Source organism: Mycobacterium sp. E1747 (genome assembly GCF_001667775.1).
Taxonomy (GTDB): Bacteria; Actinomycetota; Actinomycetes; order Mycobacteriales; family Mycobacteriaceae; genus Mycobacterium.
The window spans coordinates 1-21,287 of the sequence record NZ_LZJI01000162.1; the positions used below are offsets into that span (position 1 = coordinate 1).

The window sequence follows — 21,287 nt, forward strand, 5'->3', positions numbered from 1 at the left end:
CGCTGGTTCGCCGAACTGACCACCAAGAAGCTACGCCGCGGCACCCACACTTCGGTACGCCAACTCAACACCGACATCCGCGCCTGGATCCAAACCTGGAACGACAACCCCCGCCCCTACATCTGGACCAAAACCGCCGACCAAATCCTCGAATCCGTAGCCAACTACTGCAAACGAATTAACGACTCACGACACTAGCGCCTCGCGCCGCGTGCGCCCCCGGCGCGGTGTCGTAACGCGCCTACGCGCCCCCGGCGCCTCGCGCCGCGTGCGCTCCGGCAGTGCCGTAACGCGCCTACGCGCCCCCGGCGCCTCGCGCCGCGTGCGCTCCGGCGCGGCGCCCGAAGAACGAGCCCTCCCCCAGCTGCGTGCCGCTGGCGTAGCCCTTGCCGTCCTGGGCGATGTTGGAGGCGCAGGCGCCGGCCGCATACAGGCCCGGCACCACGGTGCCGTCCCCGCGCAATACCTCGCCGTCCACGGACGTGGCCAGACCACCGATGGTGAAGCCGGCATACATGGCCTTGCCCAGCGACATGTCGAACGCGCCCCAGGGACCCCGATCCTGCGCCGCCAGAAATTCCGGCTGCTTGTGGAAGTCAGGGTCCTCGCCCCGGGCGGCGTTGGCGTTGTAGCGATCCAGCGTCGCCACCAGGTTACCCGCCGGAATGCCAAGTGCCGCTTCCATTTCCGTGACGGTTTCCCAGCCGTCGATCAGCGGAACCAGCGGCATCTTCGGGTGCTCTAGGTGCGCCTCGTCGACAATGAGGAACGCCGCGCTGTCCGGCTGGTCCATGATGAACCCGGAAGTCCGCGAATGGTAGGAATCCTCGGCGACGAAGCGCTGGCCGAGCTTGTTCACGATGATTCCGGTCAACAGGATCGAGGGCGGGTAGGGCGGGGCCGTGATGAAGATCTGGTCCATGTGTTCGGTCGCGCCGCCCGCCGACACGCCCAGCCGGATGCCCAGGCCGTCGTCGTAAGTATTGCCCAGTACGAACGGCTTCTCGGCCAGCTTCGGCGTGTACTCGGCAACCATCTCCGGGTTCATCACGAATCCCCCGGCGGCGATGATGACCGACTTTGCTTTGATCGCACCGGTTTCGGCGAATTGCCTCCACATGACACCGCACACCGTGCCCGAATCGTCCAGGATGAGCTCGGTGGCTCCGGTCTCGTACCGGATCTGTACGCCCAGGCCGACGGCCCGTTTGAGCAGCAGTTCGATCACCATGCTGGCGCCCCCGGTGTCACCGGGCACGGGCACCTTGTGGCCGCGCGGTGCGGGCACGGCCTGCTCCAGGAAGGGCCACACCTTCTCGTTCCCGGTAAACATCAGGCCTTCGGTGTTGGGCTGGATGACCGCCTTGCCCGGGAAGTAGCTGCGCTCGAACTGAAAGCCCAAGTCTTCCAACCAGTTGAAATGCTCGACGCTGCCCTCGCAGTAGGCGCGGATCTTCTCGTGATCTGGCCGCCGGGACACGGCCACCAGATACTTGTACATCTCCTCGGGCGAATCGGGGTGGCCGGTCGCTTGCTGGACCGCCGTGCCCCCGCCGAGGTAAAAGTGGCCCCCCGCAAGCGATGTCGTGCCGCCGGCCACGGCGGCGCGCTCGAGCACCAGCACCCGCGCCCCGGCGGCCGCGGCGCTGACTGCCGCACAGCCCCCCGCGATGCCGAAGCCCACCACCACCACGTCGACGTCATCGGACCACGACGTGACGTCGTCCGCGTTCACCGTTGCCGGAATCTCGGTGCTCACCGCTGCTCCTGTTTGATGTAGTCATAGAACGCCCTCATCTCGGGCGCTATGTAGGCGAATTCGACGAACGGCACCGCCGCTTGCGGCGCCGACACATAGGCGAACTGAATCCCTCCGGGCATCGCGCCTCGTTGCACGATCGAGGCCCCTAATGCGACCGCCTCCGCCAACGCCGCGTCGAATTGCTCGGTGCTTTCGGCCTCCATGCAGATGTGGTGCAGTCCCTGCCCGGAGTCTCGCAGAAAGTCACTATAGATGTTCTTCCCACGCACCGGCTGGATCAGCTCCAGCTGCATGTCGCCGAGATAGCTCAGCGAGATGCTGGCGACGAAATCAGCGGGCTCGCCAAGGTAGCTGCAGGACTCGGGAGCAAAGTGCACCTCGGGTATTCGTACCCACTTGCGCACGCCTAACAGGCCGGTGAGGGCGGTTTCGGTGGCGTCGAGGTCGGCGGTTACCCACGCGATTTGCGTCGGGGATTGAACGGGGCGGGTCATCGTCTCGCAGAATAGTCCAGTGCGGCGGCCGCCAGAAGGGGCCCGCAAAACTTTGCCCACCGAACCCCGGCTTCATCCCCAAGAGCTGGGTGAACACGTTCTAATTTCCGGCCGACCGTCAATGCTGACTCAGCACGTCGACCAGCAGCCGAAGCTGCGCGTCGAACACCGCCTCAGGGTCGGTCAGGGTGTCGCTGCCGTATTGCCCGAACACCTCGAGGCTGATCGCGCCCAGCACCCCGGCCCACAGCAGAAAGCACTTGGCGACCACCTGGTCGTCGCCGGGGAATCCGAACTCGTGGCGAATCCGCTCGAAGTCCGACGACATCGGTTGCGAGGCAACGACATCGGTCAGCCGGATGTCCCCGGTGGCGATCCCGGATGCGACGGCGTCGAACAAGGCCGCGACCACCCGGGTTCCGACGGCCACCGTGCGCTCGGGCGGGGCGTGGTACCCGGGCACCGGGCTGCCGTACAACAGGGCCCAGCGGGAAGGGTGCGCGACGGCCCACCGCCGGGTCGCCCGGGCGATCGCGATGACGTCGTCACTCCAGAGCTCGCCGACCGTTTCGCGTGCGCGGTCCACGGCGTCGGCCAGGTCCGAGTAGGCGTCGACCAGCAACAATGTCAGCAGCTCGTCGCGGCTGGACACGTAGCGGTACACGCCCGACGACACCATGCCGAGGTCTCGGGCGATCGCCCGGACGGACAGCCCGGCCGCTCCGCGATCCACCAGCTGCTGGCGGCCCAGCGCGATGATGCGCGCCTCGGTCTGCTCCCGGGTGTCCTGGCGTTTGCCCACGCGATCAGTCTCGCACAACCGAGATCACCGCTCTTGCTTTCTGATCAGGACTATGGCAGTGTCGCGACGCAAGAGAGCACTGCTCTCGTTCGATTTGTGAGAGAGGACGCGACATGTCCACGCGATACGAGGAACCGAACCGGGCCGCGCGCGCCGCCAACGTGGTGATCCGCTGGCTCGCCGACATGGGTGTCAGCATCGCCGGGACCCGTGCGCTGCGCGTGCGCGGGCGCAAGAGCGGCAAACCGCGGGCGGTGGTCGTCAACCTGCTGACCGTCGACGGCGTGGACTACCTTGTCTCCCCGCGCGGCAATACCCAATGGGCCCGCAACGTCCGCGCCGCGGGCGTCGTCGAGACGGGTCCCCGGTGGCGCAGGCGGCGCGCCCAGGTCAGCGAGGTGCCCGACGCGGCCAAACCGGAACTGCTGCGACGCTATCTGGACCGCTGGTATTGGCAGGTGAAGGATTACGTCGCCGGGCTGACCCCGGACAGCACCGAGGCGCAATTGCGCGCTGCCGCGCCCACCATCCCGGTGTTCGCCCTCGCGGAGGCCTGAACCGACTAACGGGCGCCCCGCGCCACCCCGAGGTCCTCACGTACCTCTTCGGACGTGGCCCGCCACGACACCGCGGCCGGGAAGTCACCCCACACGCTGTTGAAGATCCCGACGAGCAGCCCGGGACCGGCACTGGACGGCAGGTACACCGGCCCACCGGAGTCACCGTTGTGGCTCTGCACGCCGTGCGACATGGTGAACCAGCCGTTGTTCACCCTTTCCACCGTCCCGCACGTTTCACCGGTGCTCACGCCGAAGTGGCAGATCGCTTGCCCCGGCGCCAGCGCCGCCGCCGGATTCGAGATCAGTTGACGCCCGCCCGGCAGGACGTTGTTCGCCATCACGCCGTTGTCCAGCACGATTGCCTCATAGTCGGTGATCAGCTGGTCGGTCGCCACCGTCGTCCCGCTGGGAGTGTTGTCCCGGAACGCCGCCAGACGGCCGATGACCGCTCCGCCCCGGTCGGTCACGACGCCCTCGCCGCCCCGGCAGTGCCCGGCGGTGAAGGCGATCTTCATTCCGGGGTCGACGTAGCCCAGCGTGCAGACCCGGTTGCCCTGATGGATCTCCATGCCCGGATAGACGACGACGGGGTCCGCTTCGGCCGGCGCAAGCGGCAGCCATTGCGCGAGCGCGGCCACGGTGACCGACGCGATGCATGCGCGCAGTGCCAGGCGACGCACCATGAACTCCGATCCGTCCGGGCCAAATCTCGACCGATTTGAGATTACGGCGTGACTTTCCGTTACGCAGAAGTCTTCGCGCCGTGCGCCATCGGCGTTACGGCGAGGTCGCCACCGGAACGGCCGCCTCGATCCGGTCCGCGGTGCGCGGCGCCCAACCGGGCGGCCCGAAAACGTAGCCCAGACGATCGCGCAGGCGAGTCGCCGAACGCCAGTCGCGGGCGATCGCGACGTATTCGCGGGTCTGCAGCTTCCAGATGTTGAACGTGTCGACCCGCTTGGTGAGGCCGTAGTGCGGCCGGAACAGCTCGGCCTGGAAGCTGCCGAACAGCCGGTCCCAGACGATGAGGATGCCGCCGTAGTTCTTGTCCAGGTAGATCTGGTCCATCCCGTGGTGCACACGATGGTGCGACGGGGTGTTGAAGACGAACTCGAACGGCCGGGGCAGCTTGTCGATCCGCTCGGTGTGCACCCAGAACTGATAGATGAGGCTGATCGAGAAGCTGAAAAACACCATCCAGGGCGGGATCCCCAGCAGCGGCAGCGGAACCCACATCAGGATCTCGCCGCTGTTGTTCCACTTCTGCCGCAGGGCGGTGGCGAAGTTGAAGTATTCACTGGAGTGATGCGCCTGGTGCGTCGCCCAAATCAGTCGAACCCGGTGCGCGATCCGATGATAGGCGTAGTACAGCAGGTCGACGCCGACAAGCGCGATCACCCAGGTGTACCACCGGCCGACCGGGAGGTGCCAGGGCGCGAGGTACGCGTACAGGGCGGCATAGCCCAGCAAAGCCAGCGTCTTCCATGCGGCGGTAGTGGCCACCGATACCAGACCCATCGAGATGCTGGCCACCGCGTCGCGGGTGAAGTACGCCCCGGACGCAGGCCGGGCGTCCTCGACGATGCTTTCCAGCTTGCGGGCCGCCGCCCATTCCAGCGTCAACAACAACAAGAAGAAGGGAATGGCGAGCAGCACCGGATCCCGCATCTGCGGGGGCAGCGCGGACACGACATCTGAAAGCGCACTCACAGGCATAAGACTACGACGACTCAACGGCCCGTCGGGTCGCCTTGACCCGGCATGCGGCCCGCACTGTGGTGACGGGATCGGCCGACGTGAGGTGTCGAACGTTGAGCGCTGTGGTGGTGGTCGGCTCGGGATTCGCCGGGTTGTGGGCGGCGCTCGGGGCCGCACGCCGGCTCGACGAGCTCGCCATTCCGGCGGGAAGTGTCGACGTCACGGTGTTGTCCACGCACCCCTTCCACGACATCCGGGTCCGCAACTACGAGGCGGACCTGACCCCCTGCCGCATCCCCCTTGCCGATCTGCTCGACCCGGTCGGGGTGGCACATGTCGCCGCCGCGGTGACCGCCATCGACACCGACGCCCGCACCGTCGCCACGTCGGGCGGCGCGACGTACGCCTACGACCGGCTGGTGCTGGCGTCGGGCAGCCGCGTGGTCAAACCCGCCCTACCGGGCCTGCCCGAATTCGCGTTCGACGTGGACACCTACGACGGAGCGCGGGCGCTGCGCGACCACCTCCGCGGGCTGGCCGAAGGTTCGCCGACGGCCGCGGCCGGCACGGTCGTCGTGGTCGGAGCGGGGCTGACCGGGATCGAGGTGGCCTGCGAGCTGCCGGACAGGTTGCGGCGGCTGTTCGCCGCGAGCGGCGTCACCCCCGGGTGGTGTTGCTGGATCGCAGCCGTATCGGCTCGGACATGGGCGCATCGGCGCGCCCGGTGATCGAAGAGGCCCTGGCGGCCAACGGCGTCGAAGCCTGGCCGGGTGTGGGCGTCGCCGCGATCGACGGGGCGGTGTGTCACTCACCTCGGGCGAGCGCGTGGCGGCGGCCACCGTGGTGTGGTGTGCCGGCCTGCGGGCCAGCTCGCTGACCGAGCAGCTGCCGGTGATGCGCGACGGCCTGGGGCGGGTGCCCGTCGACGACGGTCTGCGCGTCATCGGGGTGCCCGCGGTCTTCGCCGCGGGCGACGTCGCCGCCGCTCGCGTGGACGACGAACACCTCTCGGTGATGTCGTGCCAACACGGCCGGCCCATGGGCCGCTATGCCGGATACAACGTCATCAACGACCTGTTCGGAAAGCCCCTGCTGCCGCTCCGAATCCCTTGGTATGTCACGGTTCTCGATCTCGGTCCGGCGGGAGCTGTCTATACCGAAGGGTGGGATCGGGTGATCGTATCCGGCGGCGCGCGGGCCAAGGACACGAAGCGCACGATCAACACCCGACGGATCTACCCGCCGCTGACCGGCAACCGCGCCGACCTGCTGGCCGCGGCCGCGCCGGAGCTGCAGTCCCGTCCTTAGCGGTCTGGCTGTGCTTCGTCGCCGGCGTACCACTGCACCGCGCGGACTCCAGGTTGCAGGGAGAGCTCCGCCACCAGCCGCTCCAGCCGGGCCGGGGCGTCCCCGTCCATGAGGAGGTGAGCGGTCAACGTGACCTCGTCGTCACCGGTGTGCGCGGTGTGGACCCCACGCAGCGTGATGTCGTTGCCGCCCGCGTGCTGGACGATCTGGGCGCGCGCGTACTTCTCGTGCTTCGGGCGGGCGACAACCTGCACCAGGTAGGGGCGCAAGCTTTCGTCTTCGTCCCCCGTGTTGTCGCGGTCGATCAGGCGGCCCAGCGGGCGCCCGAACACGTGGATCGCGATAACGGTCCCCGTGCCGATCAACGCGAAGACCAGATGCCCGGAGGCGGCCAGGACACCGATCGCCGCGGAGCACCACAGGGTCGCCGCGGTGTTCAGGCCGCGGACGTTGACTCCTTCGCGCAGGATCACGCCACCGCCGAGGAACCCGATGCCGGAGACCACATACGAGGCGACCCTGGTGGGGCTGGTGTCCGCGGTGGCGGCCGCGTACAGGACGAACAACGTCGCGCCGCCGGCCACCAGTGCGTTGGTGCGCAGTCCGGCCCGCCGCGCCCGCCATTGCCGCTCCAGACCGATCAGGGCGCCGCAACCCACTCCGACGGCGAGCCGGAGCGCGAAGTCGGCGACGCTCAGCGTCTCCATCGGCACTCCCCCCTCGTCCCAAACCACTGGCGCAGCCCTAGCCGCAGCTAATCAGGCCCAGGTGAACAGCGGGTGGACCCTAACCGAACCGGATCCTATGCCGCAACGCGCGCGAAACCTGCGGGGCGCCTTACCGTTGCATCGCGGTCAAGCCGTGCGGCGTCTATCGCGCGGTGAGTTTCTGGGGGCAGTAGTACTTCGCCGCGATCGCCAGGAAGGATGTCGCGTGATCGGTGGTGAGCCCGGGGTTTTGGGCTTTCAATTCGCTGACCATCTGGGGTCCGTACTCGCCGCTGTCCATCGACTCGCAGACGGCCCTGGCGAACTGGACCGCCGCGTCGGGCGTCTTGTAGGTGATGCCCGCGCTCCGCAGCGAGGCGAGAAAGCTGGATTCGTCGACGGCACCGGTATCGGGGTCGGCGTAGGCCGGCGCGGCGAGCCCGATCACCGCCCAGACGCCGATCAACGTCACCAGCAGCCTCATAGCCGAGGATTCTCTCACGACGGCTGGTCGGGCGCAGCGCGGAATCTCGGCCGAATCGCCCTATCCTTCAGTTCAACTCGGTTGGCGCGGGTCAGGCTTTGCTGAGATGGTGCGGGCAGTAGTACTTCGCGGAAATGACCGCGAAGTTGGAAGCCATCTCCATGTCCATCCCCGGGTTGTGCATCTTCACGTCGTGGACCAACTCCAGGCCCGACTCGCCGTTGTTCAGGCACGAGCACACGGCCCGGCCCGCCCCGACGGCCGCGTCCGGGCTGGCGAAGGTGAAGCCGGCTTGATGCAGAGCGGACAGGAACGCCCCGTCGTCACCGTCCGGCTCCGGCGGCGGACCGGCATATGCCGGTGCGGCCAGGCCGATTACCAGGGGCGCGCCCAGTAGCGCGAGTAGCCGTTTCATTACCTACCTTCTCATGACGGTGGCAACAGGCCGAGACATGTTGCGCGCCAAACCAATTCCTTGCAGTAGACTCCCGGATATCGAAAGGCCTCGCCCCTTAGCCCAACTGGGCGTCGGCCGGCAGGACCTTGGACTTGTCGCCCTTTTTCAGGTGCACCGCGTGGATGCCGGGCTTCTTCGCCAGCTGCTCGAGCAGGGCGTCAAGCCCCTCCTGGTCGACGTTGTGGTGCTGGACGGTTTCGGGCTTTTCCGATATCTGCGCGACCAGACGTTTCAGTTGCTCCGGCGATTGCTTGTCTTTGAGGTCCTTGATCGGCTTCATCCGGTTGCGCACGCCGGCGCCCACCACGGTCGGTCCGCCGGCGCCGAGGGCGCTGCCCAACATTCCCGCCATCCCAATCGAACTGAACAGGCTGCCCTCGCCCAGCGCGGCCGCCGGCACGGCCTCGGGTCCGGCGGCCGACAACGCAGCGGCGACCGTCCTGATGGCCGGCGTGGCCGAGGCCCAGCTGGGCGGAACGGTCAACTGTCCCACCAGGGTCCCCCGCGCGAAGCCCGCCGTCGGGCTGATCGCATCAAACAGCGTCCCCCGGCCGAAGCCCAGCACACCGAGGCCGGCCCCCAGCGCATCCTTCGGCAACGCACCGTACGCAATTGGTGGGGCGAACTTGAGCCACTGTGACACGGGGAAGTTGATCAGCAGGCCAACGTCGTTGAACTGCGTGGTCAGCCCCAACGGCACCTTGACCGCGTTGTACATGGCGGTGATCAACGGGGTGCCGCCCGGAGTGGTGCCGAAGCCCTTCAAGAAAGTGGTAATGGCGGTGTTGTATTGAGTGGCGAGCTGCGAGAGCCACCCCAATATCGGGTTGCCCGAGCCCGCGGTGAGCGAGGTGGCTGCCGAGTTGATGGTGGACCCGACGTTGCCCGCCGACGTGCCCGCGGCCTGGCTCACGGCGGCCACTTGCATCGACGTGCCGCCGCCGGTGGTGGTCTGCGGCGGGTCGGCGAATGGCGCGAACCGCGTGGCCGCCTCCGAAGAACTGGCATAGGTGTCCATCGCCACGGCGTCCTGGGCCCACATCTCGCCGTACTCGGTCTCGGTGGCGGCGATCGCCGCCGTGTTCTGCCCGAAGAGGTTGGTCGCCATCAGTTGCGCCAACAGCGCACGGTTTTCCGCGATCACCGGCGGCGGCACGTGGGCGGCGAACGCCGTCTCGTAGGCGGCCGCCGCTGAAGCGGCCTGTGTCGCGACTTCCTGGGCCTGGGCGGCGGTTTGCTGCATCCAGGCCACGTACGGGGCGGCAGCCGAGGCCATCGCGATCGACGCCGGACCGACCCAGGGGCCGGTGGCCAGGCTCGAGATCACCGACGAATACGCGGTAGCGGCCGACTGCAATTCGGTCGCCAGGTTCTCCCAGGCCGTCGCCGCGGCGACGAGCGAACCCACTCCCGGGCCGCTGTACATCCGGCCCGAGTTGAACTCGGGCGGAAAGGCTCCGTAAAACATCGCTATCCCCTTACTCGGGCGGGTGCCGGACGGCTGTGCGTGGTGGTCATCGCTGTCACTCCTCGATGTAAGGGATCACGATGATGGTGGCCGCGGCAGGGTCGGCCTCGGCGACCGCGCCGCCCAATGAGCCGGCCGCCGCGGCGGTGCCGCCGACGGAGTGGGTGGCGCTGGCGGCGATGGCGCGTCCCGCCAAGCTGGACAGGGCCATCTGACTGAAGACGCCCTCTTCGCCGGCCAGAGCGGCCGGGGCGGCCGCCAGGTTGGTGGGCAGCACCTGTGCGATCGTTCGGATCGCCGGTGCCGCTTGAGTCCAGCCTTGTGGCACCGACATGCCTCCAATCAGCCGCGCCTCGCCCATGGACCCCGACACCGGCCCCACGGCGGAGCTGAGCATCGGCTTCACCGCACTCGAGCCACTGGTCAGGGGGGCGAGAGCGCCAGAGATCGCCTTCGGGCCGGACAAATAGGCAGCGGCGCTCTGGCCGTTCTGACCCCACGCGTACGCCTGACCGAACGACAGGAAGGGACCACCCGGGACGCTGCTCCATGACTGGGGGGAATACGGACCCGTCAGCACCGACCAGATGTTGTTCCAGTAGTCCAGGTTTTGCCCGATTCCGGTGCTCAGGCCGGTCCCCGTGGTCCCGGCATTCGGAGCCGCGTTGCCGGCATTCACCGCGGTCTGCATCGTCGTACTCAGCGAAGACAGCTGCGTCGCGGTGCTGCCGCTGGACTGTGCGCTCGACTGGGTGACGGCGGCCGCTTGCATCGGCCCGGCCGATTCGTTGGTGGTCTGGGGCGGCTCGGCGAACGGTGTCAGTTGCGACGCGGTCGCCGACGACGCCGCGTAGCCGTACATCGCGGCGGCGTCCTGTGCCCACATCTCCATGTACTGCGCTTCGGTGGCGGCGATCGCCGGCGTGTTCTGGCCGAGGATGTTGGTCGCGATAAGGGTCGCCAGCAAGGCGCGATTGGCCGCGATGACCGGTGGCGGCACGGTGGCCGCGAACGCCGCCTCGTAGGCACCGGCGGCCAGCTTGGCCTGGGCGCCGGCCTCTTCCGCCTGAGCACCGGTCGCGTAGATCCACGCGACGTAGGGTGCCGCCGCGGCCGCCATCGCGATCGACGACGGGCCCGTCCACGGCCCCATCGCCAACGCCTCGACCGTCGAGTTATACGACGCGCCCGCGGCCTGCAACTCCGCCGCCAATTCGTCCCAGGCCGCCGCGGCCGCCAGCAGCGGACCTGAGCCCGCACCTACATACATCCGCCCCGAGTTGATCTCCGGCGGAAGCGCTCCGAAATCCAGCATCGACTACCTCCGGTCCCGCAAGTGGCCGCCATGGTAGGCGCGGCTTTGCTGCCTCGGCCGCATCCGCGCCGCGGTTCTAAGGAAACACATGAAATCGGCTACAGAAGCCATGGGACTATTTCGCACAGCGCAGACAACGGACCATTCTCTCCCCTAGCTGACATCCCCCGACAAGATTGACGTCCGGCGCAAGTCGAACACCGCTCAATCAATATACGATCATCGTGAGCGAAAAGTATTCGGACCTCGTTCCGGCCGCGTATACGGAATGTAAAAAGTGAATCTCACGGCGCTGTCGGCTTCTGTGAGAACTTTGCGCAGCCAGCTACCGACTATGTTCAAGGTATCACCAGGTGATACGCATCACAGACCAAGCAGAGCAACGGTTCACCAAAGATGGTAAACCGCGATACCTCCGCAGGGTTAATTAGCCGAATCGCACTTCGATCAATCCCGCACGATTACTGGAATTGTTGCCATCGCCGTCAGATATAAACCTCCTCAAGCTGTCTACAAAAACAGCGAATATGTTCGTATCGGACGGATGGAAATGGTGGCGGCTTATCCGCTCGCACCATAACTCGCATGTCAGCCCCGAACTAATTACCTCGATCTCAGACGCAATTACGTCCGGCTCGAACCGACGGCACTGTCGGTGCTGGCCATGTTGCCGCCGGCGCTTTGCGTCTTCTGGCCGTGGGCGTTGGCCTGCTCGTAGATCACCTGGAAGCTGCGACCCAACCGGGTGATAACTCCTAGCAGGCCACCGAATCCGCACCGCGCCAGAAATCACCCGCGGCAAGCACATCGCGAACGATGGGCTCATGCTCAGCCTGCAACGAGGCCACCTGGGCGCGAATCAATGCGCCGTGCGCGGCTACGTCGCAGAACTGGTAGTTAGTTCCCATTCCGTACCCCTACTGTTCATCAACACGAAGGGTAAACGGGCTATGCTGCGGTGCCGCTGATTAGCTGCTGACAGTTTCCTGGGAGCCGGTTTCTTCTGCTCGCGACCGTTTGTGGCCACGCTGGCCGCCCGAATTCGACGGCGAACAAGGTTGCCGACGTCGGGGTGCGATCCTTTAGCGCCGCCAATCGTGCGGGCCCTGGCATCCCGGGCAAAAGCGACCGAATCGGACTACGTCGACTTGTTCTCGGCGACTGCCGCGCTCAGACCCTCGGCGAGATCCTCTTGGGTCAGCTCTTTGAACCGCAGCAGTTGACGCTCGCTGAACTCGGTGACGTCGCTGGCCAGCACCGCGTCGAGGTCCTCATCGTCTAGGCGGAAACTGCGGTGATCGCGGGCCTTCTCCACCACGTTGCGCACGAAGCCGGCATTTCCCAGGGTGTCGATCCCGCGGATCAGGTCACCGTCTTCGGAGTAGCTCTCGTCGAGATAAAACCTTGTGTAGGAAGGCAATAGCGAGTGGGCGGCTTCCTCGGTGATGACGTCCTCGTTCTCTTGGCCCATCAGACGGGTCAACGCGACCAGCTCGTCCGGCGTGTAGCTGAAGAATTCGATCACGGTCGAAAACCGCCGGCGCAGACCCTGGTTCACGTCGAGCATCTTTTCCATCGCCTTCGCGTAACCCGCGCCGAAGACAACGAGTTCGTCGCGGTGGTTCTCCATGTAGAGCAGCAAGGTGTTGATGATCGCGTTACCGTAGGGGTCGCCCTGCTGGTAGCCCTTCTCGTGCAGCGTGTGCATCTCATCGAAGAACACCGCCCCGCCGAGAGCTTCCTCGAGCATCTCTTCGGTGTTCTTCTCCGCGTCGGCCATGTAGCGACCCAACAGCTTGGTCCGGCTGGTTTCTACCACCACCGGCTTGCGCAGCACCGTCAGGCCACACAGCTGCTTGGCAAAGGCCCGTGCGACTGACGTCTTACCCGTCCCGGGCGGGCCCAACAACAGGGTGTGGCGCGACGTCACCGGCACGGGCAGGCCCATTTTGGCGCGCGCCAGGTTCACCTTCGTCGTCGCCTTGATGAGCTTGATCTCCCGCTTGGCGCGTTCCATCCCCAGCATCGCGTTGAGCTCCGCGTCACCCTCGGCCAGGTACTTCGCTGCCTCCTCCGCGTGGCGAGCGGCCTCCGTCTCGGCGCGGGTCGGGGCGCTGTCTGGATCCCACGGATTCGTCCGCGCCTCAATGGTTTCCGGGTCCGTCAGGACCAGTCGATAGTTCGGGTTGTCCAGCGCTTCCCGGGCCGGGCTGAACTTCGGATCGCGCGAATACACCCGGCGCAGCAGTTCGACGGCCTCGTCCTCGCGCCCCAGGTGTCGCAGGCACATGCCCTGGGTGTACAGCGCAATGTTGGCCGCGCCCGGCACCCGGTCACCCTCGACGGCGTCCTGGCCGCGGCGCAGCGCCTCCTCGAATACGCCGAGCGACGCCAGCGCGGTTGTCGCCATCGCGGCGCCGGCGGCCTTGAGCTCCGGCTGACGCCACACCTTGCCCTCGGGGAACTGGTTGAGCACATCCGGCCACCGTCCGGTGCGGAAATACAGCACGCCCCGGACGTAGTCGACAAGCTCCTGCTCGAATGGCTGGCGCGGCTCAACCCCGTCGAGCAGGGCCGACGCCTCCTCGTAGCGTTTGGCCTCGGCCAGAACGGCCGCGTAGGCACACGCCAACGACTCGGCGCTGGTGACGGCCAACTGCAGGAACAGCCCGTCGGAAACTTGGGGACGGAACTCCAGGTCGGTGACCCCGAGCCTCCGGGTCTCCCACCCGAACGTCCGGACCGAGGCCCACGCGCCGGCGAGCGCCTCGATGCTGCGCTCCCCCGCCAGCAACCGGGCCAGAAAGGCATCACACATGCCCGGGTCCAAGTTGCTGGCCGTGGTGAACATCTGCGACGCCACCTGCGGATTGTGACTGGGCTGCAGGCCGTTGACCGATATCCCCGATGCCAGGAGGCCGGCGATCATCGCATTGCGGGCGCCTTCAGCCGTCGATTGTGGCCGCGTCATTGCGCCACAGGCACGCCCGCCGGGCTCTGTCGCAACTGACCGACCGACAGCGTGAGCTCGTCGTCGTTACGCACGGGACGGCTCGGCAGGACCAGCGAGGCGTGCGTCGCGGGGGCGGGCAAGCTCGCGCGGACCGCGGCCAACTGGCGGCCGGTGAGGCGGTTGAGGCCGGCGGAGATGTCTCGGGGCAGCCGCTTCTCGGTGTGGTAGCGCACCCAGGCCGAGACCTCCGGCCGGCCCGTGGGGGCGGTGAGACGGACGGTCAGCACCGTGGCGACGGTGTCCGCCTCCCACAACTCGTCGATCGTGTCGGTGGTGATGTCGGCGGGCGTCACCCAGAAGCTGGTAGTGAATCCGTTGAAGTGCTTGAGGTGGCGCCAGCCGGGCCGGCTCCAGGTGGGCTCCAAATCCGCCAGCACCGCGCGGTCCACCTCGGCGATCTCCTCTGCGGTCAAAGGCTTTGCGGCGCAGGTGAGTCCGTCGAGATCCTGGGCCAGCCGCTCGGTGGCGGCCACCAAAGTCGAAGCCAGCGAATCGCGGACCGCGACCGCGGCGATGTTGCGCTGCGGGTTCATCCGCAGCACCAGCCAGGTGCGGCGAACGTAGGAGGTGGGCTCTCCGTTGGCCACCTCCCACTCCTCGGGGCCCCAGTCGTCGAGCTTCGACAACTCGGCGGCGTTGCCGCCGCGGCGCACCTTGACCGACACGATGTCGATGTTATCGAGGTGAATGTCGAACTGGCGCAGGCCATCAGCCACCGCCTGCACCAGCAGGGTGGGCGGCGAATTCCGGTGCCGGTGACGCGACGACGGGTCGTCCTCGCCGCCGTTCAACGCGATGACCGAGACCAGCTGGCCTTCGTACTCGCGCACGCCGACCTTGTCGCGCCCGAACTTGCGCTGGTAGTCCAGCACCGGCGTGCAGCCGGCACCGAGCGCGGTCCCCGGATCGGCGGACCAATCCCACAGCCAGGTGGCCAATGCCGAGGTCACCGTGACGCCGTGGTAGGTGACCAGGGACGCCAGCGCGACCAGCACCGCGAGGCCAACACCCACCCAGAACGCGATGCGATAGGTGCCCTGCCAGGACTCCGGGCAGTGGCTGGCCACCACCATGATGGCGACGTCGACCAGGAACACCGCGGTGACCCGTGGCCACGACAACGACACCCCGAGTTTGCGCTGAGCTTTCATGATTGTTACTGCTCCGCCCTATTGCTGCTTCCGCGATCGCTTCATCAGCATCGCCGTACCAAACACGCCCCCACCGATCAGTAGCGCCGCGAGCAAGCCCCCGCCTGCGACCCACACCGGCACCATATCCCGGTTCGGCGCGGGCTTCGGAATGTTCAGCGGCGCGGAAAGTTGCTGCGGTGGCTTCAACGGTCCTTCGGGTACGTCCCACGTCAGTGCCGCGACCGGGTCGACGACGCCGTGGCCGATCTGGTTGTCCACGCCGCGCGCCGGTGCGCGAGCGGTGCGGGTCAACCGGTTGATGACCTGGTATGCCGACAGCTGCGGGAACTTGGCCCGGACGAGCGCGGCGATGCCTGACACGATCGCGGCCGAGAAGCTGGTGCCAGAAGGAACCAGCAGCGTGTTGTCCGGTCCATCGATCGCGTTGATGACGCCGTCGTCGCGCGGCGACAGCCCGACGACGTCGGTGCCCGGCGCGGCGATGCCCACCCAAGGACCGGCCACACTCGTCGATCCCTGACCCTGGCCGCCGGTCTGCGGCCGACCATCTTCGTCGACCGCCCCCACGGTCAGGACGTAGTCGCTGAACCAGGACGGCGTCACCACGGTGGTCACGGAGTTCCAGTTGCGGGGATCGTTGGGCTGCAACGGGTCATGCGCCGGGTTTTGCTTGCAGTCCTTCTTGTTGGTGTCGCCGGCGGCCGCCACGATGACGGCATTCTTGTCGACCGAGGCGTAGCGCACCGCCGCGCCGAGCGCGCGCTGGTCCACGATGTTGCGCGCGCTCATGCAGGTCACATCCGAGATGTTGATGACCTGCGCGCCCATATTGGCGGCGTGCACGATTGCCCGGGCCATCGTCTGAACGCCGTCGATCTTCGCGCGCGTCTGCGGGTCCTCGTCGCCGGTGTAGGCGTCCTTGAGCCCGAATGCCTGGCTGGACTGGCGAATCGCAATGATGTCCACATCGGGCGCGACGCCGCTGAACGCATCGGGGCCGGCCGACGGCGCCGGCGGCGCCGGTGGTGGTGGCGGGTCGAGTGGGCGCGGGTAGTCGACCCCGACCACCTGGCGTCCGCCCGAAAAGCTCGGGATCGTCACTGTGCCACCGCCGTGACTGACCGCCGGGGCCTGGCCACCGGGCTGGGCCGGCGCGGCCGGCGGCCCCGGGGGTGGTCCCGCGGGTTGCTGCGGTGATGGCGGCGGGGCCGCCGGGGGCAGCCCGAACGGTCCGGGAGCGGGCTCCTCCTGCGGAGCGGGCGGAACCATCGTCACGGTCTGCGGCAACGGCGACAACGTCACGGTCTGCGGCGGCGGCGCTTTCGGTGGCGGCTCGGTGGTGGGGATGGTGACCGGCCGGCGTGGCGCGGCCGGCGGCACCCCCGCGCCGTTCGCCGGCGCGGCGCCGATCATCGAGGCCACGATCGTGCCGTGGGCATCGCAGTCCGACAGTCCGTCACCGCCCATGACGTAGTCCCCGCCGGGGATCAGGTGCGGAAACCTGGCGTGCGGGCTCACCCCGGTGTCGATAACGGCCACCTTCACGCCGGCACCGCGCCCGAACTGCCACGCCTCCTGCAGGTTGAGCATGTCCATGTACTTGGGCTGTAACCGGAAGTCCGTGCCAGGCAGGACTCCGACCTCGGTGCAGTACGAATTCTGCTTCATCGGCGCCGGCGGCCCGGGCGGGCCGTCGGGCGGCACCGCACCGGGATCGATCGTCGGCGGTGAAATCGCAGAGGCCGGCGGCAAGCCGGCCAATGCTCCTGAGGCGAGCAAGATTGCGGCGAGGGCCGCCGCGGATGCGCGCCCTCGCCACACCTTGTAACTACCGGTAGCGGATTGCTGCATAGACATTCATCAACCACAATGCCAGCGGGAAAATCGGCATCAGGCAGAGGTATTCGATCCATTCCACGAACTTGCGGAACAGCGGGCTGTAGATGCTGTTGGGCACCACGGCCGCGGACGTAAGGCCGGCAGCCGGCAGCAGAACCAGGATCGCCGCGCTGATCGACACAGCCAGGGGCGACTGCAGCACGAGCGCGTACCGCACCACGACCGCACCGACGATGAGGACGGCGGTCACGGCCAAGGTGATCGCCTGCCAACGGTCGACGTACGAGCGTCCGCGCAGCATCAGGAACCCGGCGCTGAAGCCGGCCAGCGCGAGCGGCAGCCAGCGTTGACCGGTGTGCGGGTCCGACAGCGCCGTCAACGACACGACCATCAACACGCCCAGCCCGACCAGCAGGCCGGTCAAGAAGGAGCGGGCGCGTTCGGCCTGCACCAAGACGTCGCGGACGGACGCGGGGCCCTCGAGGACTGGGGGTCCACCGTCGGAGCGGACCACCGTGGTGGGCAGGTCGGGCCGAGCCTCGAACACCCACCGGCTGGTCGCCGAGGGGAACACCGGCAACCGGATGCCCGCCAACCGGCGCGAGAGAGCGGGCGCGGTGTGGTAGACCAGCACGGACAGCAAGACGACGCTGGTCAGCAACGTCACGGCGCCGGTCATCGCGACCATCCGCGCCAGCGCCGCGATCGCGGTGACCACGCTGACGGTAATGAGGGCGGTGTAGAGCCCCAGCCGCCGGCCGGTGAAACGCAGGGCAAGCATCGCCGCGATGGTCAGAACGCCGAAACCGAGCACCGCGTGGGGGGACCCCACGCCGCCGGGTGGGGCGGCAGCGGCGGCGACCGTGAATGGCGCCAGGCCGCTCAGCAGCATGATGTCGGCGATGCGGCGATCCTGGTCGGTGCGCGCCCGCATCAGGAGCATCAGTGAGACGCCGAGCACCGCCGCGGCGATCACCGCCGCGTAGGCCGTCGGCAGCCAGGAATTGTGGTGCCACCGGTACCAGAGCAGCAAGCCGGAGGCGGCGGTCACCCCGGCCGCCACCATCGACGCGCCGACCTGCACCGCGGCGGCCGGGTCGATCGCGGCGAACCGCTTGCTCAGGTTTGCCGCGACAGCGGTGGAGATGTGCTCGATGACCTGCGAGCGGTGCTCGGTGTCCTGGATGAACCGGATCCACAGCCGGTCGCCGTCGTAGACGTCCTGCTCGGTCAGGGACTGGGTGGCCCGCAACGGGCTGCCGTCGACCAGGCAGAGCGCCCACCTGCCACGGCCCGTGGCCTCCAGCGGGGTGTCGCCGAGCTCCCTGAGCCGGCTATTCACCACCTTCAGCAGCGGCTCGGTCATCACCGAGACGGGGGCGTTGGCGTCCAGCAGGACGCCGATCTGTACGCCCGCCCCGGCCATAACGCCGACCACGACCGCCCGAGGCTGCGAAATACCCTCAACGTCAGGCTGTAGCGCTTCAACTACCGCAGTCATCGCCCTGAACCCCTTACCGTCGTGATTGTGTAACCCCGTGCCGCCGACCGGGCGGGAGTCTGCGCCGGCCCGTTCTCCAGGGCGCTGCGGCGCCCGAGAAAGCGTAGCTCGACTATTCCGAATTCCATCTACCCCGCCTTGCGATTAAAACTTCGGTGACAGTGGTTTGAGATTTGCTGAATCTCTTGGAGAAGTATGCCGTGTTGGCATCTCAACCGCATGTTGAGTGCAAAGCCATTGGTGAACTTTATGTTTCGTCTAATGTCAGACCCGGCTGTGGGTTTTCCACTCGCCGTAGGGCAGCGTGTCCAGCACCGTTTTGACGCCTACCTGCACCAACTGGGGGGTTGCGGGGCAGATGGCCAGCCAGGCCTCTCCCGAACCCGCCGTCCTCGCCTGCTGGTAGAGCGCGATGCGGCCACCGGAGCCGTCCTTGAGCGACAGCACCGAAGCGCTAGGGCCCTTCGCGTCGTCCCGGTATTGACGCGCATACACCGCAACCTCGGCCGCCGGGTCCGACAGGGCCTGCCCCAGCGCGGCCACGGTGGCGGCGCTGATCCCCATACGCCGCAGGTCGCCGCCGGAAAACACGTTGAAACCCGACTCCTGCCACGACTTGGTCGCTTCCAGCATCTCTTCCAGCGGCACGTTGACCGCATTGATGGCCGCGGGCTCCGCGTGGTGGATCGACTCCAGCGCGTCCAGGACCAGGGACGCTATCGAGGCGCTGTCGGCGATGGCGACGTCGTCGACGGTGATGTCGCCGCCCACCCGAACCGCCGAGACCCAGTGCTGGCCGCGACGGGCAAGCACCACCCGGAACTCGTTGTCGGGGATGTCGCGCGACCCGGGCGGCTGGTTCTCGTCGTCGACGACGCCGTAGAGCAGCTTGCCCCGCGACAGCAGGGCGATCACCTCGAGGTCGGGTGCGGCCAGCACCCTCATCCGAGCGGCCACGTGCTCGTTCACCTGGTCGTTCTCGACGATGCCTTGTTCGCGCATAACCGCCATGCCCGGATGCTCGTTGAGCCAGTCGCTCGAGTCGGTAGAAACGAATGGCCGGCAGCGCAACTCCGGTGCGACGTGCCGGATGTCCAGGAGGGCCTGGAGCATCCAGAAGCCGTCGACGTTGACGGTGATGTCGGTGCGGGCGGTCTGTTGGTCCATCAATACCTCAAGGGTTGAAAGTGCACGGTAACCGCAGGACGCGGCAGCACACCAGACATCGGTGTGCTGCCGCGCCTGAAGTTGGGGTTAGGCCCAGCTGGACCCAACGGCGCTGTCGGTGCTGGCCATGTTGTTGCCGGCGCTTTGCACCTTCTGCCCGTGGGCGTTGGCCTGCTCGTAGATCACCTGGAAGTTGCGACCCAACTGGGTGATGAACTCCTGGCAGGCCACCGAACCCGCGCCGCCCCAGAAGTCACCCGCAGCAAGCACATCACGAACGATGGCCTGGTGCTCAGCCTCCAAAGACGCGGCCTGGGCGCGGATCAAGGCACCGTGGGCGTCGACATCGCCGAACTGGTAATTGATTGTCATAACGGTGTTCTCCTAATGTCTGGAATGGTACGCAGCCGCGGTTTTTAGCGCTAGCTGCTGAGGATTTGCTGCGAGGCCTGCTCTTGCTGCTCGTAGTTGTTCGCGTCGCGGATCAGCCCGTCGCGCACACCGTGAAGCATGTTGACGATGTTGCGGAAGGCCTGGTTGACCTGACCCATGGTGTCGTACGAGGTCGCCTGCGCCTGGCCGCTCCAGCCCGAGCCGGCGATGTTCATCGAGGACGCCCACATCTTGCGGGCCTCGTCCTCGACCGTCTGGGCGTGCACCTCGAAGCGGCCCGCCATCGCCCGCATCTCGTGCGGGTCGGTCATGAAACGTGTTGCCATCTGGCTTTCTCCTTTAATAAGTGATTATTCAGATACCTGCTGTGGTGACGACGATGGCCGGACCGGTCACGCGCTGGCGAACCGCCGAGCCGAATACAAAAGGATGATCCCCCCTTCCCGTCAGCCGGCGGCCACCGGTCGCTGTAACACGGTGAGACGGACGTCAAACCCGAACCCCGGCGTTTGAGTTGTCCGGCCGTCAGCCCCCGAGATCATCGGTAGCTGGGCAGTCAGGTCCGGGCGCATGTCGAAGCCGTCCAGCCCCAGACCCCGAACCGCCAACCCAATCAGCCTGCAGCAGCAGCGTTGATTGCCTCGGTCGCAGCGTACGAGCTAGAGCTGGTCGACAGCGTGTTCACGAACGCCTCGTGAATGGCCGCGGCCTGCGCGCTGACCGCCTGGTACATCTGGGCGTGTGCGGCGAACTGCGCCGCCGTCAGCGCCGACACCTCGTCGGCGGCCGCGGGCACCACCCCGGTCGTGGGGGCGGCAGCAGCCGCGTTCTGGGCGCTCAGCGTTGAGCCAATGGCCTGCAAGTTTCCGGCCGCCGCAGCCAGAGCCTCGGGCTGTGTGGTCACGAACGACATACTGGTTCCCTCCTAGTTCAATCCCCGACTGTGCAGAGACTAGATGACGACGGCCCCTGAAGCTGTTTCGGAAGCCGTCAGTTTGCAACTGTTCACGTGACGGTACGACGAATTCACTTTTAGTAACGTCAGAGTAACAGCGTGCCGCCCCGACCGCCTCCCCTCACAGCAAACTGTGACCAACGACGCGGGCACGGCGACGCAGTCCAGCACGGTGGCTAACGCGGCGGCCAACACCACCGCCAGCAACCC

The 21,287-nt window shown here is 67.1% G+C and carries 20 protein-coding genes and 3 pseudogenes; 3 read left to right on the forward strand and 20 right to left on the reverse strand.

What is annotated here, in order from left to right:
* Positions 1 to 198: pseudogene (locus A5695_RS15700) on the forward strand (IS630 family transposase); the annotation flags it as partial.
* Between the two features lie 97 nt (positions 199 to 295).
* Here the strand turns inward: A5695_RS15700 and A5695_RS15705 are convergent.
* From A5695_RS15705 to A5695_RS15715, 3 genes are all read right to left on the reverse strand, one after another.
* Complete coding sequence (locus A5695_RS15705) at positions 296 to 1,759, reverse strand: FAD-binding protein (RefSeq protein ID WP_068083682.1); 1,464 nt, start codon at positions 1,757 to 1,759, stop codon at positions 296 to 298.
* Positions 1,756 to 2,256 (reverse strand): VOC family protein, encoded by a 501-nt coding sequence (locus A5695_RS15710; protein ID WP_068083683.1) that lies wholly within the window; start codon positions 2,254 to 2,256, stop codon positions 1,756 to 1,758. The genes A5695_RS15705 and A5695_RS15710 overlap by 4 nt, the downstream gene beginning before the upstream one ends.
* A 118-nt stretch (positions 2,257 to 2,374) precedes the next feature.
* Positions 2,375 to 3,058, reverse strand: coding sequence for a TetR/AcrR family transcriptional regulator (locus A5695_RS15715; RefSeq protein WP_197515506.1), 684 nt, complete (start codon positions 3,056 to 3,058; stop codon positions 2,375 to 2,377).
* 113 nt (positions 3,059 to 3,171) lie between these two features.
* On the opposite strand from A5695_RS15715, the gene A5695_RS15720 reads away from it, so the two are divergent.
* The gene (locus A5695_RS15720; RefSeq protein WP_068083689.1) at positions 3,172 to 3,615 is read left to right on the forward strand and encodes a nitroreductase/quinone reductase family protein; all 444 of its coding nucleotides are present in this window, start codon (positions 3,172 to 3,174) and stop codon (positions 3,613 to 3,615) included.
* A 5-nt stretch (positions 3,616 to 3,620) separates the two neighbouring features.
* On the opposite strand, the gene A5695_RS15725 is transcribed toward A5695_RS15720, so the two are convergent.
* Together A5695_RS15725 and A5695_RS15730 are read right to left on the reverse strand one after the other, a co-directional pair.
* On the reverse strand, positions 3,621 to 4,301 hold the full coding sequence (locus tag A5695_RS15725; RefSeq protein WP_068083692.1) for a hypothetical protein: 681 nt from the start codon (positions 4,299 to 4,301) through the stop codon (positions 3,621 to 3,623).
* 94 nt (positions 4,302 to 4,395) lie between these two features.
* The gene (locus A5695_RS15730) at positions 4,396 to 5,334 is read right to left on the reverse strand and encodes a sterol desaturase family protein (protein WP_369830195.1); all 939 of its coding nucleotides are present in this window, start codon (positions 5,332 to 5,334) and stop codon (positions 4,396 to 4,398) included.
* A 95-nt stretch (positions 5,335 to 5,429) separates the two neighbouring features.
* Here A5695_RS15730 and A5695_RS15735 point away from each other — a divergent pair.
* A pseudogene (locus tag A5695_RS15735) lies at positions 5,430 to 6,624 on the forward strand (NAD(P)/FAD-dependent oxidoreductase).
* Here A5695_RS15735 and A5695_RS15740 read toward each other — a convergent pair.
* The 15 genes and pseudogenes from A5695_RS15740 to A5695_RS29705 all read right to left on the reverse strand — a co-directional run.
* On the reverse strand, positions 6,621 to 7,331 hold the full coding sequence (locus tag A5695_RS15740; protein ID WP_068083699.1) for an MgtC/SapB family protein: 711 nt from the start codon (positions 7,329 to 7,331) through the stop codon (positions 6,621 to 6,623). The pseudogene A5695_RS15735 and the gene A5695_RS15740 sit on opposite strands and share 4 nt — an antisense overlap.
* 163 nt (positions 7,332 to 7,494) lie before the next feature.
* Positions 7,495 to 7,815 carry a DUF732 domain-containing protein gene (locus A5695_RS15745; protein ID WP_068083702.1) on the reverse strand — a complete coding sequence of 107 codons (321 nt, stop codon included), beginning with the start codon at positions 7,813 to 7,815 and terminating at the stop codon, positions 7,495 to 7,497.
* A gap of 91 nt (positions 7,816 to 7,906) precedes the next feature.
* The gene (locus tag A5695_RS15750; RefSeq protein ID WP_068083704.1) at positions 7,907 to 8,230 is read right to left on the reverse strand and encodes a DUF732 domain-containing protein; all 324 of its coding nucleotides are present in this window, start codon (positions 8,228 to 8,230) and stop codon (positions 7,907 to 7,909) included.
* Positions 8,231 to 8,327: 97 nt separating this feature from the next.
* Positions 8,328 to 9,740 (reverse strand): PPE family protein, encoded by a 1,413-nt coding sequence (locus A5695_RS15755; RefSeq protein ID WP_068083707.1) that lies wholly within the window; start codon positions 9,738 to 9,740, stop codon positions 8,328 to 8,330.
* A gap of 55 nt (positions 9,741 to 9,795) precedes the next feature.
* On the reverse strand, positions 9,796 to 11,055 hold the full coding sequence (locus tag A5695_RS15760) for a PPE family protein (RefSeq protein WP_068083710.1): 1,260 nt from the start codon (positions 11,053 to 11,055) through the stop codon (positions 9,796 to 9,798).
* A gap of 624 nt (positions 11,056 to 11,679) precedes the next feature.
* Positions 11,680 to 11,963: pseudogene (locus A5695_RS27675) on the reverse strand (WXG100 family type VII secretion target).
* Between the two features lie 230 nt (positions 11,964 to 12,193).
* The gene (eccA, locus tag A5695_RS15770; RefSeq protein ID WP_068083716.1) at positions 12,194 to 14,026 is read right to left on the reverse strand and encodes a type VII secretion AAA-ATPase EccA; all 1,833 of its coding nucleotides are present in this window, start codon (positions 14,024 to 14,026) and stop codon (positions 12,194 to 12,196) included.
* On the reverse strand, positions 14,023 to 15,219 hold the full coding sequence (gene eccE, locus A5695_RS15775) for a type VII secretion protein EccE (RefSeq protein ID WP_068083717.1): 1,197 nt from the start codon (positions 15,217 to 15,219) through the stop codon (positions 14,023 to 14,025). Before eccE ends, eccA begins: the two co-directional genes overlap by 4 nt.
* A gap of 18 nt (positions 15,220 to 15,237) precedes the next feature.
* Positions 15,238 to 17,073 (reverse strand): type VII secretion-associated serine protease mycosin, encoded by a 1,836-nt coding sequence (locus A5695_RS15780; RefSeq protein WP_068083718.1) that lies wholly within the window; start codon positions 17,071 to 17,073, stop codon positions 15,238 to 15,240.
* Entirely contained in the window at positions 17,051 to 18,562 is a 1,512-nt protein-coding gene (gene eccD / locus A5695_RS15785) for a type VII secretion integral membrane protein EccD (protein WP_068083720.1), read from the reverse strand. Before eccD ends, A5695_RS15780 begins: the two co-directional genes overlap by 23 nt.
* A gap of 264 nt (positions 18,563 to 18,826) precedes the next feature.
* The gene (locus A5695_RS15790; protein WP_055405688.1) at positions 18,827 to 19,729 is read right to left on the reverse strand and encodes an ESX secretion-associated protein EspG; all 903 of its coding nucleotides are present in this window, start codon (positions 19,727 to 19,729) and stop codon (positions 18,827 to 18,829) included.
* A gap of 87 nt (positions 19,730 to 19,816) precedes the next feature.
* Complete coding sequence (locus A5695_RS15795; RefSeq protein ID WP_046184805.1) at positions 19,817 to 20,101, reverse strand: WXG100 family type VII secretion target; 285 nt, start codon at positions 20,099 to 20,101, stop codon at positions 19,817 to 19,819.
* Between the two features lie 50 nt (positions 20,102 to 20,151).
* Positions 20,152 to 20,448: a WXG100 family type VII secretion target gene (locus A5695_RS15800; protein WP_007168951.1), complete on the reverse strand. Its 297-nt coding sequence runs from the start codon at positions 20,446 to 20,448 to the stop codon at positions 20,152 to 20,154.
* Positions 20,449 to 20,735: 287 nt separating this feature from the next.
* The gene (locus tag A5695_RS15805; RefSeq protein WP_068083726.1) at positions 20,736 to 21,035 is read right to left on the reverse strand and encodes a PE family protein; all 300 of its coding nucleotides are present in this window, start codon (positions 21,033 to 21,035) and stop codon (positions 20,736 to 20,738) included.
* Between the two features lie 39 nt (positions 21,036 to 21,074).
* Positions 21,075 to 21,287: hypothetical protein (locus A5695_RS29705; protein ID WP_231974857.1), on the reverse strand; the 213-nt coding region annotated here is incomplete at its 5' end.

Bases quoted from the DNA above. Each gene is read 5' to 3' on its own strand.
- A5695_RS15755 (WP_068083707.1), bottom strand. From the start codon at position 9,740: ATGTTTTACGGAGCCTTTCCGCCCGAGTTCAACTCGGGCCGGATGTAC.
- A5695_RS15750 (WP_068083704.1), bottom strand. From the start codon at position 8,230: ATGAAACGGCTACTCGCGCTACTGGGCGCGCCCCTGGTAATCGGCCTG.
- eccD (WP_068083720.1), bottom strand. From the start codon at position 18,562: ATGACTGCGGTAGTTGAAGCGCTACAGCCTGACGTTGAGGGTATTTCG.
- A5695_RS15740 (WP_068083699.1), bottom strand. From the start codon at position 7,331: ATGGAGACGCTGAGCGTCGCCGACTTCGCGCTCCGGCTCGCCGTCGGA.
- eccA (WP_068083716.1), bottom strand. From the start codon at position 14,026: ATGACGCGGCCACAATCGACGGCTGAAGGCGCCCGCAATGCGATGATC.
- A5695_RS15795 (WP_046184805.1), bottom strand. From the start codon at position 20,101: ATGACAATCAATTACCAGTTCGGCGATGTCGACGCCCACGGTGCCTTG.
- A5695_RS15720 (WP_068083689.1), top strand. From the start codon at position 3,172: ATGTCCACGCGATACGAGGAACCGAACCGGGCCGCGCGCGCCGCCAAC.
- A5695_RS15790 (WP_055405688.1), bottom strand. From the start codon at position 19,729: ATGGACCAACAGACCGCCCGCACCGACATCACCGTCAACGTCGACGGC.
- A5695_RS15800 (WP_007168951.1), bottom strand. From the start codon at position 20,448: ATGGCAACACGTTTCATGACCGACCCGCACGAGATGCGGGCGATGGCG.
- eccE (WP_068083717.1), bottom strand. From the start codon at position 15,219: ATGAAAGCTCAGCGCAAACTCGGGGTGTCGTTGTCGTGGCCACGGGTC.
- A5695_RS15805 (WP_068083726.1), bottom strand. From the start codon at position 21,035: ATGTCGTTCGTGACCACACAGCCCGAGGCTCTGGCTGCGGCGGCCGGA.
- A5695_RS15725 (WP_068083692.1), bottom strand. From the start codon at position 4,301: ATGGTGCGTCGCCTGGCACTGCGCGCATGCATCGCGTCGGTCACCGTG.
- A5695_RS15730 (WP_369830195.1), bottom strand. From the start codon at position 5,334: ATGCCTGTGAGTGCGCTTTCAGATGTCGTGTCCGCGCTGCCCCCGCAG.
- A5695_RS15760 (WP_068083710.1), bottom strand. From the start codon at position 11,055: ATGCTGGATTTCGGAGCGCTTCCGCCGGAGATCAACTCGGGGCGGATG.
- A5695_RS15780 (WP_068083718.1), bottom strand. From the start codon at position 17,073: ATGCAGCAATCCGCTACCGGTAGTTACAAGGTGTGGCGAGGGCGCGCA.
- A5695_RS15710 (WP_068083683.1), bottom strand. From the start codon at position 2,256: ATGACCCGCCCCGTTCAATCCCCGACGCAAATCGCGTGGGTAACCGCC.
- A5695_RS15745 (WP_068083702.1), bottom strand. From the start codon at position 7,815: ATGAGGCTGCTGGTGACGTTGATCGGCGTCTGGGCGGTGATCGGGCTC.